General features: G+C 64.2%; 13 protein-coding genes. 5 read left to right on the top strand and 8 right to left on the bottom strand.

Going from position 1 to position 16,910, the window contains the following annotated elements:
* Positions 1-5: 5 nt before the first annotated feature.
* Together JI59_RS18455 and JI59_RS18450 are read left to right on the top strand one after the other, a co-directional pair.
* On the top strand, positions 6-1,499 hold the full coding sequence (locus JI59_RS18455) for a DHA2 family efflux MFS transporter permease subunit (protein WP_052117990.1): 1,494 nt from the start codon (positions 6-8) through the stop codon (positions 1,497-1,499).
* Positions 1,489-2,967: an efflux transporter outer membrane subunit gene (locus JI59_RS18450; RefSeq protein ID WP_007011132.1), complete on the top strand. Its 1,479-nt coding sequence runs from the start codon at positions 1,489-1,491 to the stop codon at positions 2,965-2,967. Before JI59_RS18455 ends, JI59_RS18450 begins: the two co-directional genes overlap by 11 nt.
* A 49-nt stretch (positions 2,968-3,016) precedes the next feature.
* On the opposite strand, the gene JI59_RS18445 is transcribed toward JI59_RS18450, so the two are convergent.
* Positions 3,017-3,187 (bottom strand): hypothetical protein, encoded by a 171-nt coding sequence (locus tag JI59_RS18445; RefSeq protein WP_238532445.1) that lies wholly within the window; start codon positions 3,185-3,187, stop codon positions 3,017-3,019.
* Between the two features lie 622 nt (positions 3,188-3,809).
* Between JI59_RS18445 and modA the strand changes: the two genes are divergently transcribed.
* The 3 genes from modA to JI59_RS18430 are packed head-to-tail and all read left to right on the top strand — an operon-like array spanning position 3,810 to position 5,928.
* A complete protein-coding gene (gene modA, locus JI59_RS18440; protein ID WP_007011134.1) occupies positions 3,810-4,589 on the top strand; it encodes a molybdate ABC transporter substrate-binding protein in 780 nt (259 codons plus the stop codon).
* A 12-nt stretch (positions 4,590-4,601) separates the two neighbouring features.
* Complete coding sequence (gene modB, locus JI59_RS18435; protein WP_007011135.1) at positions 4,602-5,303, top strand: molybdate ABC transporter permease subunit; 702 nt, start codon at positions 4,602-4,604, stop codon at positions 5,301-5,303.
* Entirely contained in the window at positions 5,293-5,928 is a 636-nt protein-coding gene (locus JI59_RS18430; RefSeq protein ID WP_007011136.1) for a molybdenum ABC transporter ATP-binding protein, read from the top strand. The genes modB and JI59_RS18430 overlap by 11 nt, the downstream gene beginning before the upstream one ends.
* 59 nt (positions 5,929-5,987) lie before the next feature.
* Here JI59_RS18430 and JI59_RS18425 read toward each other — a convergent pair whose 3' ends face one another.
* The 7 genes from JI59_RS18425 to JI59_RS18395 form a co-directional block, all read right to left on the bottom strand.
* The gene (locus JI59_RS18425) at positions 5,988-6,206 is read right to left on the bottom strand and encodes a formate dehydrogenase subunit delta (protein WP_138921240.1); all 219 of its coding nucleotides are present in this window, start codon (positions 6,204-6,206) and stop codon (positions 5,988-5,990) included.
* Positions 6,207-6,216: 10 nt separating this feature from the next.
* Positions 6,217-9,057, bottom strand: a complete 2,841-nt coding sequence (gene fdhF, locus JI59_RS18420) for a formate dehydrogenase subunit alpha (protein ID WP_007011138.1) — start codon at positions 9,055-9,057, stop codon at positions 6,217-6,219.
* A gap of 6 nt (positions 9,058-9,063) precedes the next feature.
* Positions 9,064-10,617, bottom strand: coding sequence for an NADH-ubiquinone oxidoreductase-F iron-sulfur binding region domain-containing protein (locus JI59_RS18415; RefSeq protein ID WP_007011139.1), 1,554 nt, complete (start codon positions 10,615-10,617; stop codon positions 9,064-9,066).
* Positions 10,614-11,078 (bottom strand): formate dehydrogenase subunit gamma, encoded by a 465-nt coding sequence (locus tag JI59_RS18410; protein WP_052117989.1) that lies wholly within the window; start codon positions 11,076-11,078, stop codon positions 10,614-10,616. The genes JI59_RS18415 and JI59_RS18410 overlap by 4 nt, the downstream gene beginning before the upstream one ends.
* An 84-nt stretch (positions 11,079-11,162) precedes the next feature.
* A complete protein-coding gene (locus tag JI59_RS18405; RefSeq protein WP_007011141.1) occupies positions 11,163-12,059 on the bottom strand; it encodes a LysR family transcriptional regulator in 897 nt (298 codons plus the stop codon).
* Between the two features lie 109 nt (positions 12,060-12,168).
* Complete coding sequence (lepA, locus tag JI59_RS18400) at positions 12,169-13,986, bottom strand: translation elongation factor 4 (RefSeq protein ID WP_007011142.1); 1,818 nt, start codon at positions 13,984-13,986, stop codon at positions 12,169-12,171.
* 32 nt (positions 13,987-14,018) lie between these two features.
* A complete protein-coding gene (locus JI59_RS18395) occupies positions 14,019-16,742 on the bottom strand; it encodes an EAL domain-containing protein (RefSeq protein ID WP_007011143.1) in 2,724 nt (907 codons plus the stop codon).
* Positions 16,743-16,910: the final 168 nt, after the last annotated feature.

Raw genomic sequence — 16,910 nt, 5'->3', positions numbered from 1 at the left:
GGCTGATGATCACGATTCCGACGATGATGGCCCTGACGATGGTCGCTGTCGACAGCACGATCGCGAACGTCGCCCTGCCTCACATGCAGGCCAGCCTCTCTGCTTCGCAGGAACAGGTGCTGTGGGTCCTGACGTCCTACCTCGTCGCCGGCGCGATCGCCACGCCGCTTAGCGGCTGGCTGGCCGGACGGGTCGGTCGCAAGAACGTGATGCTCTTCTCCGTTGCCGGATTCACACTCGCGTCCATGCTCTGCGGCCTTGCCGGAGACCTGCAGACGATCGTCTTCGCCCGTTTCCTGCAAGGTGCCTGCGGGGCATCGCTCATCCCGCTGAGCCAGGCGATCCAGCTCGACATCAATCCGCCGCACGAACACGCCAAGGCCATGGCGATCTTTTCGATGGGGACGCTCGCCGGCCCCATCATCGGACCGACCCTGGGGGGATATCTGACCGATGCCTTGAGCTGGCGCTGGGTATTCTTCATCAACGTGCCTTTCGGCATCGTTTCATTCATCGGCATGTGGGTGTTTCTCGGTCGCCGCAAGCTCCGCGAACAGGCACCCTTCGACAAGTTCGGGTTCTTTACCCTGTCTATCGCCCTGGCATCGCTGCAGTTGATCCTCGACCGCGGAGAGCACCTTGACTGGTTCGATTCCGACGAAATCCGGATCTACGGCCTGATCCTGGTCATCGCCGCCTATCTCAGCATCGTGCACATGATGACGGCCAGGGATACCTTCATCAAACCGGCGCTTTTCAAGGATCGCAACTTTGCCATCGGCTCGATCTTCAGTGTCCTGATCGGGATCTTCACCCTGGCAACGATGCCGATGATCGTGGTCATGATCCAATCGTTGCTGGGTTACTCGGCCTTCCAGACCGGCCTCGTAAGCATGCCGCGTTCAATCGGTGCGATGATATCGATGTTCCTCGTGACCAAACTGGTCTCCGTCTTCGATATCCGTGTCCTGCTGGTTGCGGGCCTGAGCCTCATCGGCGCGGGAATGCTGCTCAACTCGCAAGTGGACCTTTATGTCGACGAAAATACCCTCGTCTTCATCGGATTTATCCAGGGGTTGGGTACCGGCCTGATGTTCGTTCCGTTGTCGGTCGTCGTCTTTTCGACGCTTTCGCCCTCATTGCGAAACGAAGGCGCATCGATGTACGCGCTTACCCGCAATATCGGCAACGCAATCGGCATTTCGATCCTGCAATACCAGTACTCCCAGTACGCAGCCGCATCGCGCGAAAGCCTCGTACAAGGCGTGCGCCCGGACAATCCGATCCTGCAATACGCCAGGCCCGACTTCGATTTCGACTCGGTGCAAAACCTCGTTCGCATAAAAGCGGAGATCGCCCGGCAAGCCGCAATGGTCGGCGACATCTCGGTCTATCACCTGGTTTTCCTCATCACGATCGCCACGACACCACTGGTTCTGCTGATGCGCGTGAAGACCGCGAACAAGATCGACTTGGCTACGCTTCCGCATGGGGAATGACATGATACGCAAGACCGCCGTCCTGCTCCCGCTCCTCCTTGCCGGCGCCTGCACGAGCGTCGGCCCCGATTTCGCCCGCCCGCCTGCACCGCCGACCGAATCCGGTTACGCAAGCGACGGCGAAGGACACGCCGATCTGGCTGCCGGTCCGCAGATGCAATGGTGGAAGGCCTTCCAATCGTCGCAGCTCGATGCGCTCGTCGCACAGGCCATGATCGGCAATCACAGCCTTTCGGCGAGCCGCGCAACACTGGAAAAGGCGCGTCAACGGATCGCCGCAGTGGCGGGGCGCTCGCTGCCGCAAATCGATGCCAACGCCCGCGCCGAGTATCAGCAGGTCAACCTTTCCGCCTTCGGGCTATCCGACAGCCTGGCCGGCAGCGGGTTCGAGAACCCGGAATTCGACCTCTACACGCTTGGCGCCGGGGTCCGCTACGATCTCGACCTGTTCGGTCGCAATCGCCGCGCCCTCGAACAGGCGACAGCGCAGGCCGAGGCCCAGGAGCGCGCGACCGAGGCGGCGCATCTGGTGATTGCCGGTCGCGTCGTCACCCAGGTTCTGGCCATTGCTGCCCTGAATGACACGATCGCCACACAGAACAGGCTTCTTGCCGAGGACGAACGCAACCTCGACCTGACGCGCAAGCGCCAGAAGGCCGGCTCGGGAACGCTCGTGGAAGTGCTCAGCGCGCAAGGCCAACTTGCCGGCGACCGGGCGAGCCTTCCCTCGCTGGAGCAGCAACTGGCGCAAGGTCGTGCCATGCTGGCGGTTCTGCTGGGCATATCTCCCGTGCAGCTCGGCCCGACCGACTTCAGCCTCGACGACTTTGCCCTGCCGGTAACGATACCGGTCGCCCTCCCCTCCACTCTGGTGCGCAAGCGCCCTGATATCCTGGAAGCGGAAGCGCGGCTTCACGCAGCAGTCGCCGCCGTCGGCGTCGCCACGGCCGACCTTTATCCCGACATCACGCTGGGAGGCTCAATCACGCAGTCGACCTCGGAGCCTGACCGGATCACCAGCAGCAAGTTCAATGCCTTCGACATCTTCGCAGGGCTGACCGCGCCGATCTTCCACGGCGGAACGCTCAAGGCCAACAAGCGCGGCGCCGAGGCCGAGGCACAGGCAGCCGCAGCGCAGTATCGCGAAGTGGTGACCGAGGCGTTCGGCCAGGTATCGGGACTGCTCTCCGCGCTGGGGAATGACAGCCGCGAACTGGCCGCGCGCGCGGATGCAGCGCAAGTCGCTGATCGTTCACTGCACCTTTCCCGCCGCAGTTTCGAAGTGGGTAACAGCGGCGTGCTTCAGGTTCTCGATGCGAACCGCACGTTCCAGCGGGCCAACCTGGCCCTGCTGGAATCGAAGGCCAATCAGTACCAGAACATCGCCAGGCTCTATGCCGCGACGGCCGGCGGCTGGCTGCCCGGCACTTCCGAGGTCGCCCAAAGCACTGAGGCGCCGTCCGGCTAATTGCCGGCGGCGCCTCATCGATCCGAAACCGGCCCCGAACGGCGGCCGATCAGCCCAGCAGGAAATATCCCAGCGCGGCCCAGCACGCCATGCAGAGCGCGATGGCGAGTACCAGACCGCGTGCATCGTGTTCGCTTTCGCCTTCCATGTCGTCCGGCGCGGAACACGCAATGCGGCTGGCCCGTCCACTCTTGCGGTCGTTCCCGGCTTCGAATCCCATAAATCTTTCGTCTGCGACCTTCATTCAGCATCCCCACTCAAACGGTCGGCGTCTCCAATTTGCCGACCCTTGCGATCCGTTATTGCATCGAACGGATCGATCTTGCCCCCAAATGCCCCCGGTCCTTGTTAGTCTTCTAGGTTCGGACCACAGCAATGTTTCGTTTATAACAGAGACGCCCCGAATTTACCAGAACTTGCCGAATGAAGCCTTGGCGTTTCAGATCCGAATGCTTGCTGGGAAGGAAATTCCCAGCAGCTAGCACTTCATTACAACATCGAGACATGGACCTGTGAAGCGATAAGCTGCGTTAACGCATTGCAGCAACTGCGGCGCATGACAGATTTCTCTCACTTTTGTGTTTGCCTGCCACCGGGCAAATCGTCCTTGCGCCGCAAGGCAATATTTCCAACCGGGCCCAGTTCACCGGCCCGAGTCACAAGCCTTCAATGCTTTCCTGCTGACCTGACGCACCGATCTCGCATTCGAATCGTGGGTCCTAGCAGGCAAAGCCGAGAATCGACTCGGCGCTACAAAGAGACCTCTTTGAAATCCCCGGGCGCCCTTGCCATTCGGCCCACGCCATATATCATCGTATATAGCACCAGCGGAGACCCCCGAATTGACTGCCTTCTCCCGCCTGATCGGCCTGATCCTCTCTTTCGCCCTGCTTTTGGCAGCCCCGCTTGCCCATGCCGCAGGCGGCAGGACCGGGCCACTCGTACTGGCCGCGGCCAGTCTGCAGGAAGCCATGAACGCCGCGGCAGACGGCTGGGCGGCCAAGGGGCATGCCCGCCCGCGGATCTCGTTTGCCGGCACTTCCGCCCTCGCCCGCCAGATCGAGGCCGGCGCACAGGCGGACCTGTTCGTCTCGGCAGACGAGGCCTGGATGGACGAAGTGCAAAGGAAGGGCTTTCTGCGCCCTCGAACGCGCGTTTCCTTCCTGCGCAACGTCCTCGTGATCGCCGCCCCGCGCAGCAGCTCGCTCAAGATCGCAGTCGGACCCGGTTTCGCTCTGGACAAGGCCCTGGGCAACGGCCGCCTCGCCATAGCCGACCCGCGCGGCGTGCCGGCCGGAATCTATGCGAGACAGGCCCTGACCCGTCTCGGGGTCTGGAACTCGGTTTCACGCAAGCTCGCCCCGGCGGAAAACGTGCGCGCGGCTCTGGCCCTCGTCAGCCGAGGAGCCGCCCCGCTGGGCATCGTCTATGCCACCGACGTGCAGGCCGACCCGAAAGTGCGGGCCGTCGGTACGTTCCCGATCACCTCACATGATCCGATCAGCTATCCGGTCGCGATCCTCAAGACCTCCCGCAATCCCGAGGCCGAGAACTTCCGCCGATTCCTCCTGTCCGGCGAAGGCAAGGCGATCTTTCGCCGCTTCGGTTTCGGCACGCAGTAAGCCCTTCGCCTCATGACCGCACTCAGCCCGCAAGAGTGGGAAGTCCTGCTGCTTTCCCTGAAAGTCAGCACGGTAGCGATCCTGGCGGTCCTGCCGCTCGCCTTCGCGCTGGCATGGGTGCTGGCGCGCTGGCGCTTTCCCGGCAAGGTCCTCGTCGATGCCCTGGTCCACCTGCCGCTGGTCTTGCCGCCGGTCGTGACCGGCTGGCTGCTGCTGCTCGCCTTTGGCACCAATGCCCCGCTGGGCCGGTTCTTCTCCGAATATCTGGGGCTGACCTTCCTGTTCCGCTGGACCGGCGCGGCGCTCGCCGCCGCAGTCATGGCGCTGCCATTGATGGTGCGCGCCATGCGTCTTTCGCTCGAAGCGGTGGACACCCGCCTGGAAAGCGCCGCACGCACGCTGGGTGCCAGCCGCTTGCGCACCTTCGCCTCGATCACCCTGCCGCTGGCGTCCTCGGGCATTCTTGCCGGCCTCGTCCTCGGCCTCGCCCGCTCGGTTGGCGAGTTCGGCGCGACGATAACTTTCGCCTCGAACATTCCCGGCGAGACACAGACGCTTCCGCTGGCCATCTACAGCGCGCTGCAGATCCCGGGATCCGAACTGCAGGTCGTGCGCCTCGCAGTCCTGTCGGTCCTGCTTTCGATCGGTGCGCTGGTCCTGTCCGAATGGCTCGCACGGCGTAGCGGCCAGGGAAAGGTGCGCCATGTCCTTTGACATCGACGTGACCATCCGGCGCGGTTCTTCCCACCTGACCTACACCTTCGAGACCGGCAAGGGCCTGACCGCGCTGTTCGGACCTTCGGGCGCGGGCAAAACGAGCCTACTTGACGCAATTGCAGGTCTCGTACGTCCCGCGTCTGGCCGCATCGCGGTTTCCGGCACAGTCCTGTTCGACAAGGACAAGCGCATCGATATGCGCCCCGAACAGCGCCGCTGCGGCTATGTGTTCCAGGACCTGCGCCTCTTCCCGCACAAGTCCGTGCGCGCGAACCTTGAGTTCGGCTGGAGGCTTGCCGCGCATCACGAGCGCTGGCTCTCGTTCGAAACTGCGCTGGATTTCCTCGGCATCGGCCACCTGCTCGGCCGCATGCCCGCGACACTATCGGGAGGCGAGGCCCAGCGCGTGGCGATCGGCAGGGCCCTGCTGTCCGGCCCGCGCTTCCTGCTCCTCGACGAACCGCTCGCCTCGGTCGACGCGGAAAGGCGCGGAGAAATCCTGCGCCTGATCGAGCGGGTACGCGACGAACTGGCGCTGCCGATCCTCTACGTGAGCCATGACCGGCCCGAAGTGGAGCGGCTGGCTGACCGGATCATTCCGGTTGAGGGTGTCGAGGCCTGATCAGGGGCCTGCTGCAGGCGTCGCGTACGGTCCTTCGACATGCCCTGCCCCGCGAAACGTCAGGCCGCCACGCGCAATTTCTCGAAGACCGCAGGCACGGGCTCGGGCAGCTCGACGTCCGGATCGTCCAGCATTTCAAGCGCCTGCGCCTTCATGTGCGGGTCCCAGTAAAGCAGGATATGTTCCGCTGTCGCCTCAACCGCCGCCGCTTCGCCCTTCGAGGCGAAATTGCGGAAGATCTGGCCTGCCATGTGGATCAGGTGTTCACGCGTGTTCATCATTGCCGGATCACTCCGCAGGCTCGGCAGCTTCGATCCGCCGGCTCGCTTCCGCCTGTTCGCGGTAGCTCTTCTGCCAGTCGGACGGACCGTTCGAGGGCGTGACCTGCACGGCCGTCACCTTGTACTCCGGGCAATTTGTCGCCCAGTCCGAGTAGTCGGTGGTGATGACGTTGGCCTGCGTGTCGGGATGGTGGAACGTGGTGTACACGACGCCCGGCGCCACGCGGTCGGTAATCCTGGCGCGCAGGGTCGTCTCGCCCGCACGGCTGCGCAGCGAAACCCAGTCACCGTCGCGCACGCCGCGGTTCTCCGCATCGTGCGGGTGGATCTCCAGCCGGTCCTCGGCGTGCCAATCGACATTCGCGGTGCGGCGGGTCTGCGCGCCGACGTTGTACTGGCTGAGGATCCGCCCCGTGGTCAGCAGCAGCGGGAAACGCGGTCCGGTGCGCTCGTCCGTCGGCACATAGTCGGTGACCACGAACATGCCCTTGCCGCGCACGAAATGATCGATGTGCATCATCGGCGTGCCCTCGGGCGCGGCCTCGTTCATCGGCCACTGCACCGATCCACGCTGCTCCAGCACATCGTAGTTCACGCCCGTAAAGGTCGGCGTGAGGCGCGCAATCTCGTCCATGATCTGCGACGGATGCGTGTAATCCCAGCCCAGCCCCATGGCATTGGCGACAAGCTGGACCACTTCCCAGTCGGCATAGCCGTTGAGCGGCTCCATCACTTTGCGCACCAGCTGGATGCGGCGCTCGGCATTGGTGAAGGTCCCGTCCTTCTCGAGGAATGTCGAGCCCGGCAGGAAGACGTGCGCGTAGTTCGCCGTCTCGTTCAGGAAAAGATCCTGCACGACGACGCATTCCATCGCCGCCAGCCCCGCCGCAACGTGCCTGGTGTTGGGATCGGACTGCAGGATATCCTCGCCCTGGATGAAAATCCCCTTGAAGGTGCCGTCCGTCGCGGCATCGAGCATGTTGGGAATGCGCAGGCCCGGTTCGGGATCGAGGCTGACGCCCCAGTCCTTTTCGAACAACGCGCGCGTATCGCCGTCCGAGATGTGGCGATAGCCGGAAAGTTCGTGCGGGAAGCTGCCCATGTCGCAGGCGCCCTGCACGTTGTTCTGGCCGCGCAGCGGGTTCACGCCGGCGCCTTCCTTGCCGACATTGCCCGTCGCCATGGCGAGGTTGGCGATGGCCATGACCGTCGAGGAGCCCTGGCTGTGTTCGGTCACGCCAAGGCCGTAATAGATCGCGGCATTGCCGCCGGAGGCATAGAGCCGGGCCGCGGCGCGCACATCCTCGGCGGGAACGCCTGTCAGGTCCTCGATCGCTTCCGGCGAGCGTGCGGGGTCGGAGACGAATTCGGCCCATTCGGCATAGGCATCACCGTCGCATCTCTCACGCACATAGGCCTCGTCCACGAGGCCCTCGGTCACGATCACATGCGCCATCGCCGTGAGCATCGCGACATTGGTACCGGGGCGCAGCGGCAGGTGGTGCGAGGCCTCGATATGCGGCGAGCGGACGAGGTCGATGCGGCGCGGATCGATGACGATCAGCTTCGCCCCCTTGCGCAGCCGCCGCTTCATGTGGCTGGCGAAAACCGGATGGCCGTCCGTCGGATTCGCGCCGATGACCAGGATCACGTCGGCATGCTGCACGCTGTCGAAGTCCTGTGTGCCGGCAGAAGTGCCGAAAGTCGTCTTCAGGCCATAGCCGGTCGGCGAATGGCAGACGCGTGCACAGGTATCGACATTGTTGTTGCCGAAGCCCTGCCGCACCAGTTTCTGGACCAGGAAAGTCTCCTCGTTGGTGCAGCGGCTGGAGGTAATGCCTCCGATCGAGCGGGTGCCGTAGGCATTCTGGATGCGCCGGAATTCGCGGGCGACGTGGCCGATCGCCTCTTCCCAGGACACCTCGCGCCAGGGCTCATCGACCGAGCTGCGCACCATCGGATTGACGATGCGGTCGCCATGCCGGGCATAGCCCCAGGCGAAGCGGCCCTTGACGCAGGAGTGGCCGTGGTTGGCCTTGCCGTCCTTCCACGGCACCATGCGCACCAGTTCCTCCCCGCGCATCTCGGCGCGGAAGGTGCAGCCGACGCCGCAATACGCGCAAGTGGTCACCACGGCGCGATCAGGCGTGCCTTTCTCGATCACGGTGTTCTCGATCAGGGCAGACGTCGGGCATGCCTGCACGCAGGCGCCGCAGGAGACGCACTCGGAGGACAGGAAGTCCTCGTCCTGACTGGCCGCGATCTTGCTGGCAAAACCGCGTCCGTCGACCGTCAGCGCCAGCGTCCCCTGCGTCTCGTCGCAGGCGCGCACGCAGCGCGAGCAGACGATGCACTTGGCAGGATCGAAGGTGAAATAGGGGTTGCTCTCGTCCTTGCAGCCTTCGAGGTGGTTTTCGCCCTCGTAGCCGAAGCGCACGTCGCGCAGCCCGACCGCGCCCGCCTGGTCCTGCAACTCGCAATCGCCGTTGGCACTGCATGTCAGGCAGTCGAGCGGATGGTCGGAGATGTACAGCTCCATCACCCCGCGCCGCAGCTTGCGCAGCTTGTCGGTCTCGGTGCGCACCACCATGCCGGGTGCAACCGGCGTGGTGCAGGAGGCCGGATAGCCATTGCGCCCTTCGACCTCGACGAGGCAAAGGCGGCACGAGCCGAAGCTTTCAAGGCTATCGGTGGCGCATAGCTTGGGAATGTCGGTCTCCACCATGGCGGCTGCGCGCATGATCGAAGTGCCAGCGGGGACGGTCAGCTCCTGCCCGTCGATGGTGAGCGATACCGGCTCACCGCTTGCTGCCGGGGTGCCGAAATCCTTTTCGCGGGTGAATGTCATCAGGTCTTACTCCGCCGCTTCGGGCAGCGCATTGCCGCCGCCGAAGTCTTCGGGGAAATGGTCGAGCGCGCTCAGGACGGGGTACGGGGTGAAACCGCCCAGGGCGCAGAGCGAACCGTGCTTCATGGTGTCGCAAAGGTCGCGCAGCAGTTCGACTTCCTGGTCGTGCGAGCGGGCCGAGCGGCTGGCGTTGCGGATCTGCGGCATGGTCTCCAGCGCTCCGGCCGCGCGCGGCGCCTTGGCCACGATTCGGTCGATCAGTTCGACGCCGCGCGTGGAGCCGATGCGGCAGGGCGTGCACTTGCCGCAGCTCTCGACCGCGCAGAATTCCATGGCGAAACGGGCCATGTGCGCCATGTCCACGCTGTCGTCGAAGACGGTGATGCCGGCATGGCCGATCAACCCGCCCGCTTGCGCAAAGGCCTCGTAGTCGAATGGAAGGTGGAACATCGAAGGCGGGAAATAGGCGCCCAGCGGGCCGCCGACCTGCACCGCGCGGACCGGACGGCCACTGGCAGTGCCGCCGCCGATCTCGTTGACCAGCTCGCCCAGCGTCACGCCGAAGCCGACTTCGTAAAGCCCGCCGTTCCTGACGTTACCGGCGATCTGGATCGGCATCGTGCCGCGCGACCTGCCGAAACCGACATCGGCATAGGCCTGCGCGCCTTCGGCCAGAATGAAGGGCACTGCCGCGAGGCTCAGGACATTGTTGATGACCGTGGGCTTGCCCCAGAGCCCCTCGATGGCGGGCAACGGCGGTTTGGCGCGCACCTGGCCGCGCTTGCCCTCGATGGAATCGAGCAGCGCCGTTTCCTCGCCGCAGACATAGGCCCCGGCGCCGACGCGTACCTCCAGCGTGAAGGGCGCGATCTTGCCCGCGGAACGGGCGATGGCCTCGCGCATGGCTTCGATGGCGAAGGGATACTCGCTGCGGATGTAGATGTAGCCGTGACCTGCGCCGACCGCGTGGCCGGCAATCGCCATGCCCTCGATCAGGCAATAGGGATCGCCTTCCATCAGCATGCGGTCGGCAAATGTGCCGCTGTCACCCTCGTCCGCGTTGCAGACAATGAACTTCTCGTCAGCCGGGGTATCGAGGACGGTCTGCCACTTGATTCCGGTGGGAAATCCCGCCCCGCCGCGGCCGCGCAGGCCCGACGCCTTGACGGCATCGACCACGTCCTGCGGCGAAAGTCCGATGGCAGCCTCCAGCCCCTTCCAACCGCCATGGGCGGTATAGTCGGCAAGGCTGAGCGGGTCGGTAACGCCGCAGCGCGCGAAGGTGAAGCGCTGCTGGCGCGCGAAGAAGGGATGATCGCCGATGGCGCCGATACGCGCACCGTGGCTGCCGCCCAGAACGGCTGCCACGTCATCGGGACCGACCGGGCCGTAGGCCACGCGTCCTTCATCCGTCTCCACCTCGACGAGCGGTTCGATCGCGAAGAGACCGTACGAGCCGGTGCGCACGACTTCGCATCCCGCCTCGGCGAAAGCCTGCGCCACCGCGTCTGCGCCCAAGGCAAGCGAAGCCATGTCCTTGCTGATGAAGACGCGGGTCATGCTTCCACCTCGCTGGCAATGGCGACGACACGGGCACTGTCGATGCGGGCAACCGGCCGGTCATCGACCAGAGCATTGGGGCCAATCGCGCAAAGACCCAGGCAATAGACCGGCTCGAGCGCGACTTGACCGTCCTTGCGCGCATGGCCCATGGCAACGCCAAGCTGGTGCGAAAGCTGCGCTTCGATGGCCGCACCGCCGCGCGACTGGCAGCTTTCCGCGCGGCACAGCTTGACGACATGGCGCGCCGGCGCCTCTGTCCGGAAATCGTGGTAGAAGCTAATCACCCCATGCACTTCGGCGCGGCTGAGGTTTAGCGCATCCGCGATCGGCGGCACGGCGGCCGGATCGACATGGCCGAATTCCTCCTGCAGCGCATGAAGCAACGGCAGCAGCGCGCCGCGCGTGTCCGACTGCATAAAGCGGTCGATAGCTGTCTGTATCCCGGCAATATCTGTCATGGCATCTTTCTCTTTGCCGTCACGCTGCGACATCGCGCGCGGACGGTCAAATTGATTAGGGCAATGCCTGATAGACAATATCAATCAAACGCCCGTCAGTCCTGCAATGGAACGCGCGCAGCCAAGGGCGGCATTCGCCACCGGATCGAGCGGCGCGCGATCCCCGACGATAACGCCGATCCGGCTGACCGCGGCATCCATCGTCAGTGGATGGACGCTGGCCCAGTCGGCTCCCTCGATCAGCCCCACATAGCGTTCGGGCATGACTGTCGCGAGACCGCCGGAGCGCACAATCGCGAGCAGCGCCACATACCCGTCCGCCGTTGCCCGAGGGCGCACGGAGACGCCCTGCCCGCTCATCAATGTATCGAGGATACGGCGGTTCTGCATGCCCTGGTGCAGCAGGCAGAAGGGATAGCCTTCGACCTGCTCCCACGTGACCGCACCCGGCGCGGGCCTGCGTCCAGCGGCAGCAGTCACGAAGACATAGCGCTCGGCATAAAGCGGCACGCTGATGACGTTCGCCGGGCTTTCGTGGTCAAGATAGGTGATTCCCGCGTCGATCTCGTAAGCCTCGATGGCGCGCACGATCTCTCGCGAGGTCTGCGAACGTACCGAGATCGTCATGCCCGGATGCAGGCGCAGCAGCGCCTCGGCAAAGGCACCGACGCTGGGGGTTGCGGCGGGGATCACGCCCAGGCGGAACTCGCCATGGAGCGGCCCGTCCAGCGCCTCGACCGCATGGACCATGCCCTCATGCGCGGCGAGCAACTGCTGCGCCCAGGGCAACATCGCGCGCCCTTCCTCGGTCAGCCCGATGAAGCGCCGGTCGCGCTCGACAAGCCGCTTGCCGAGCTGGTCCTCCAGCGCAGCCAGCGCAGAGGACAGTGTCGGCTGCGTCACCCCGCAAGCCTCCGCAGCCCGCGCAAAGTGTCCCTCGCGCGCCAGCGTCACAAAATAGCGCAAGGCCCTCAACTGCATCCTTCCATCCCGATCGCTTCAGATAGACGTTCTCTATCAGAAGCAGAGCAAAGGGTGAAACGCTGCAGTCAGCCCGGCGAAGGCCGGGATCCGGACGGGGCCCGGTCCCTTATTCCTCGCCCATGCGCAGGGCGGCGATGAAGGCTTCCTGCGGAATGCTGACGTTGCCGTACTCGCGCATGCGGGCCTTGCCCTTCTTCTGCTTTTCCAGAAGCTTCTTCTTGCGGCTGATGTCGCCGCCATAGCACTTGGCGGTAACGTCCTTGCGCAGGGCGGCGATGGTTTCGCGGGCGATCACCTTGCCGCCGATCGCGGCCTGGATCGGGATCTTGAACAGGTGCCGCGGGATCAGGTCCTTAAGGCGCTCGCACATGCCGCGGCCGCGTTCCTCGGCGACCGAGCGGTGGACAATCATCGAGAGCGCATCGACCGGCTCGTTGTTGACGAGAATATTCATCTTCACGAGATCGCCTGCACGCAGGCCGATCTGCTCGTAGTCGAAGCTGGCATAGCCGCGGCTGATCGACTTGAGGCGGTCGTAGAAGTCGAACACCACTTCGTTTAGCGGAAGTTCGTAAGTCACCTGGGCGCGACCGCCGACGTACGTGAGGTCCTTCTGGATGCCGCGGCGATCCTGGCATAGCTTGAGGATCGGGCCGAGGTATTCGTCGGGCGTGTAGATCACCGCCTTGATCCAAGGCTCCTCGATTTCCTCGATCCGGTTGGGATCGGGATAGTCGGCCGGGTTGTGCAGCTCGATCGTCTGCGCTTCCTCGTTCTTCGAATGCGAGAGCTGGATACGATAGACGACGCTGGGCGCCGTGGTGATGAGGTCGAGGTCGTATTCACGGCTGAGGCGCTCCTGGATGATCTCCAGGTGCAACAGGCCGAGGAAACCGCAGCGGAAGCCGAAGCCGAGCGCCGCGCTCGTTTCCATCTCGTAGGTGAAACTGGCGTCGTTGAGGCGCAGCTTGCCGATAGATTCGCGCAGCTTCTCGAAGTCCGCCGCGTCGACCGGGAATAGGCCGCAGAAGACCACCGACTGGACTTCCTTGTAGCCGGGCAGCGCCTTGACCGCACCGTTCTTGACCGTGGTGATGGTGTCGCCGACCTTGGCCTGCTCCACTTCCTTGATCTGCGCAGTGATGAAGCCGATCTCGCCGGGGCCAAGTTCGGGCAGGTCGATGCGCTTGGGGGTGAAGCAGCCGACGCGGTCGATCAGATGCTCGGTACCGCCCTGCATGAACTTGACCTGCAGGCCCTTGCGGATCGCGCCGTCCATGACGCGCACCAGAATGACGACGCCGAGGTAGGGATCGTACCAGGAATCGACCAGCAGCGCCTTGAGCGGAGCGTCACGGTCCCCCTGCGGCGCCGGGATTCGCGTAACGATGGCCTCGAGCGTTTCCTCCACGCCGATGCCGGACTTGGCGCTGGCAAGGACAGCCTCTGAGGCGTCGATGCCGATGATGTCCTCGATCTCGGCCTTCACCTTCTCCGGTTCGGCGGCGGGCAGGTCGATCTTGTTGATCACGGGAACGATCTCGTGATCGTGCTCGATCGACTGATAGACGTTGGCCAGCGTCTGCGCCTCGACGCCCTGCGCGGCATCGACCACCAGCAGCGCGCCTTCGCAAGCGGCAAGGCTGCGGCTCACCTCGTAGGCGAAGTCGACGTGGCCGGGCGTGTCCATGAGATTGAGCTCATAGGTCACGCCGTCCTTGGCCGTGTAGTTGAGGCGCACCGTTTGGGCCTTGATGGTGATCCCGCGCTCTTTCTCGATGTCCATGTTGTCCAGCACCTGGGCGGACATCTCGCGCTCGGTGAGCCCACCGGTGAACTGGATCAGCCGGTCGGCCAGCGTCGACTTGCCATGGTCGATGTGCGCGATAATCGAGAAATTTCGGATCTGCGAGAGTTCGGTCATGGAAGCGCCGTTAGCAGCGCTTTTCGAACCTGTCAGCCTGCCTTGCGCAGGACTCGCGTTTCCTTTGTGTCGCGCGGCGTGCGCGTCGGCGCGAAGACGACAGCTCCCTTGGCGTCGATTTCCAGCGGACGGGCGAATTTCACGCCCATCCGATCCTCCTTGCACCACTGCGCCTCGGCCACGGCGACGCAGTTCTCGGCAAGGTGAATCGCGAAACGCGTCCCCGCCGGGACGTTCCAGAGCCCTTCGACAAGCGCGCCGGAGCGCGAAATGTTGCGGATCGTCGCGTGGTAGCTGTGCCCCTCGTGATCCAGCACGACCTTGCGCAGCATCGTCTGGCGCGCCGCACGGGCCGAACGCGGCCCTTTCGCCTGAGCGACCAGTCCCTCCTGAAGGCGGCGAATAGTGTCTTCGGCCGTCAGGCTGCGTTCGTAGATGTAGCCTTGCACATGGCTGCAACCCAGCTTGCGCACGAGTTCCAGCTCGTCGAGCGTCTCGACCCCTTCTGCCGTGGTCTCCATGCCGAGCGCTTCAGCAAGGCTGACAATCGAGGCGATGATCGCCCCGTTGCGGCTTCCCGCAACAGTCGCGCCGCGCACGAAGCTCTGGTCGATCTTGATCTTGTCGAAGGGCGCCTTCTTCAGATAGCCGAGCGAGGAATAGCCGGTTCCGAAGTCATCGAGCGCGAGGCGTACGCCCACGCCCTTGAGGGCGGAGAACATGGCCTCGGTCGACTTGTCGTCGCCCAGGAACACACTTTCGGTGATCTCCAGCTCGAGACGGCCCGGTGCGATGCCGGATGAGGCGATGGCGCTGGTGACGATGGCCGGCAGCGCGGCATTGGCGAACTGCAGCGGCGACACGTTGACGGCGACGCGCACCTCTTCGGGCCAGGTGGCAAGATCCCGGCAGGCCGTGCGCAGGGCCCATTCGCCGATCTGGGCGACGAGGCCGGTCTCCTCGGCGATCGGCACGAACTTGGCCGGTGACATGTAGCCATGCTTGGGATGGTTCCAGCGCAAGAGTGCCTCGAAGCCGGTGATCCGCTCGGTCGTCGTGCGTATCTGCGGCTGATAGTGCAGCTCCAGAGCGCCCTCCGCGATGGCATCGCGCAAGTCCTGCTCCAGCTGCTGGCGCTCCTGCGCATCGCTGTGCAGGTCCTCGTCGTAGAAATGATGGCGCCCGCGCCCGCCGCCCTTCGCTGCGTATAGCGCAAGGTCCGCGTTGCGGATGATCGCCTCGGATGTCGTGCCATCATCAGGACATACCGAAATGCCCAGCGATGCGCCGATGACGACGCGGCTCCCCTCGATCGAGTAGGGCTGCGAAAGATCTTCGATGATCCGCCTTGCAAGGTGGGCAAGGCCCTCTCGCTGGTGATGTCCAGGAAGCAGCACCTGGAACTCGTCGCCGCCAAGACGGCCGACCCGCCCCAGGCTGCCGACAGACGAGCGCAGGCGATCGGCAACCTGCATCAGCAAAGCATCGCCGGCCGGGTGGCCCATGGTATCGTTGACCTGCTTGAACCGGTCGAGGTCGAGCAGGAAAACGGCGCAGCTGCGACTGTCGATACGCGGTGAATTGAGGAGCTTCTCAAGCCACTCGGACATCTGGAAACGGTTCGCCAGCTTGGTGAGCGAATCGAAGCGGGCAAGCTGGGTGACGTGCTGCTGCGACTTTCGCGTTTCGGTCAGGTCGGTGCCCGAACCGCGAAAGCCCATGAAATTGTTGAACTGGTCGAGTACCGGCCGCCCGCTAATCGACCACCAGCGTTCTTCCGCTTCATCGGTGGCGGCCCGCACCGACAGGTCCTGGAACGAGGACCGGGTGGAGAGGTGGAAGACGAGCGTGCGCTCGCTTTCCTGTTGCTGGCCCTCAAGCACGAAGAGGCTGGTGAACGGCCTGCCTTCCAGTTCCTCGATCGGCCTGCCGACGAGCCGAGCGATGCGCGGGGACACGTAAACGATCTGTCCGCGCCTGTCGGTCTCCCAGAACCAGCCCTGCCCGGTCTGCTCGTACTCATTGAGCAGTTCTTCGGCCCGGCGCTGTTCCTTCTCCCGCTCGGCCAGCCTGTCGGCTTCCCGCCGGGCGATGCGGCTCTGCCGGACGCCTAGATAGAGGGCGAGACAGCCCCCCGAAGCCAGAAGGACAAGCGCGCCGGGAGACCGCGAAAGGAAGGTACCGCTACTCCACAAGGCGAGCGTCGCGCCCATGATCGAAGTCGTGCGGCCTTGCAGCAGGGCTACAGCCACCAGCATGAGGATGACGTAGGCATTGACCATCAGGGCCAGGTCGAAGTCCGAAGACTGCTTGCTCCAGATGACCGTTCCGAACCCGAAGACGCCCATCGGCAGTGCGACAGCAAGGAGCATCAGGGGATAGCGCTGCCAGGCCTTATGGTTCAGCGCCTGTTCCCAGCGAGCGAAGATCGGCGAGGCGAGACAGAGCAGTACGGCAATCAGGCCGCAGGCGAATGGCAGCAGTCCGGGATAGCTCAAGGAAAACAGCCCCATCGCCACCAACATGATCAACATGGCCGGGCCCATCAGTTCCCAGCGTGCCGCGATGAAGTAGTGCAAGGGATCGCTGCTTGGCAGGTCCGACCGGAACAACGCGAAGTTACCCGTTTCCAGCTTTTCGGCAGGCTGCGCCGAATCGGGGCGCTTCACGAATCCGCCGTCGATGCCCGAAACACGCGCGGCGCGCGCGCTGGAACGCACCTTTTCCAGCGATGTCGGAAGCCCCTCGAATGCCATGGAAAGTCTATGCGTCACGGGGCCTTGCGAAACGGTTAAGTCAGCCCCTGCCGGCACAACTTCTGCCCGACGGCCCAGGCAAGAGATTATTCCGTCAAATCAGAGGCTCGAGAGCCAAATTTTCTGGCGATTTCGCTTGCGGATTGCCCCCCTGGCATGCTTGCTTCG

Source organism: Novosphingobium pentaromativorans US6-1 (assembly GCF_000767465.1).
Lineage (GTDB): Bacteria > Pseudomonadota > Alphaproteobacteria > Sphingomonadales > Sphingomonadaceae > Novosphingobium > Novosphingobium pentaromativorans.
Note: the sequence above shows the minus strand (reverse complement) of the source record. Positions and strands in the feature narration are given on the sequence as shown.

Bases quoted from the DNA above. Each gene is read 5' to 3' on its own strand.
- JI59_RS18455 (WP_052117990.1), top strand. From the start codon at position 6: ATGATCACGATTCCGACGATGATGGCCCTGACGATGGTCGCTGTCGAC.
- JI59_RS18450 (WP_007011132.1), top strand. From the start codon at position 1,489: ATGGGGAATGACATGATACGCAAGACCGCCGTCCTGCTCCCGCTCCTC.
- JI59_RS18445 (WP_238532445.1), bottom strand. From the start codon at position 3,187: ATGGGATTCGAAGCCGGGAACGACCGCAAGAGTGGACGGGCCAGCCGC.
- modB (WP_007011135.1), top strand. From the start codon at position 4,602: ATGACCGCACTCAGCCCGCAAGAGTGGGAAGTCCTGCTGCTTTCCCTG.
- JI59_RS18430 (WP_007011136.1), top strand. From the start codon at position 5,293: ATGTCCTTTGACATCGACGTGACCATCCGGCGCGGTTCTTCCCACCTG.
- JI59_RS18425 (WP_138921240.1), bottom strand. From the start codon at position 6,206: ATGAACACGCGTGAACACCTGATCCACATGGCAGGCCAGATCTTCCGC.
- fdhF (WP_007011138.1), bottom strand. From the start codon at position 9,057: ATGACATTCACCCGCGAAAAGGATTTCGGCACCCCGGCAGCAAGCGGT.
- JI59_RS18415 (WP_007011139.1), bottom strand. From the start codon at position 10,617: ATGACCCGCGTCTTCATCAGCAAGGACATGGCTTCGCTTGCCTTGGGC.
- JI59_RS18410 (WP_052117989.1), bottom strand. From the start codon at position 11,078: ATGACAGATATTGCCGGGATACAGACAGCTATCGACCGCTTTATGCAG.
- JI59_RS18405 (WP_007011141.1), bottom strand. From the start codon at position 12,059: ATGCAGTTGAGGGCCTTGCGCTATTTTGTGACGCTGGCGCGCGAGGGA.
- lepA (WP_007011142.1), bottom strand. From the start codon at position 13,986: ATGACCGAACTCTCGCAGATCCGAAATTTCTCGATTATCGCGCACATC.
- JI59_RS18395 (WP_007011143.1), bottom strand. From the start codon at position 16,742: ATGGCATTCGAGGGGCTTCCGACATCGCTGGAAAAGGTGCGTTCCAGC.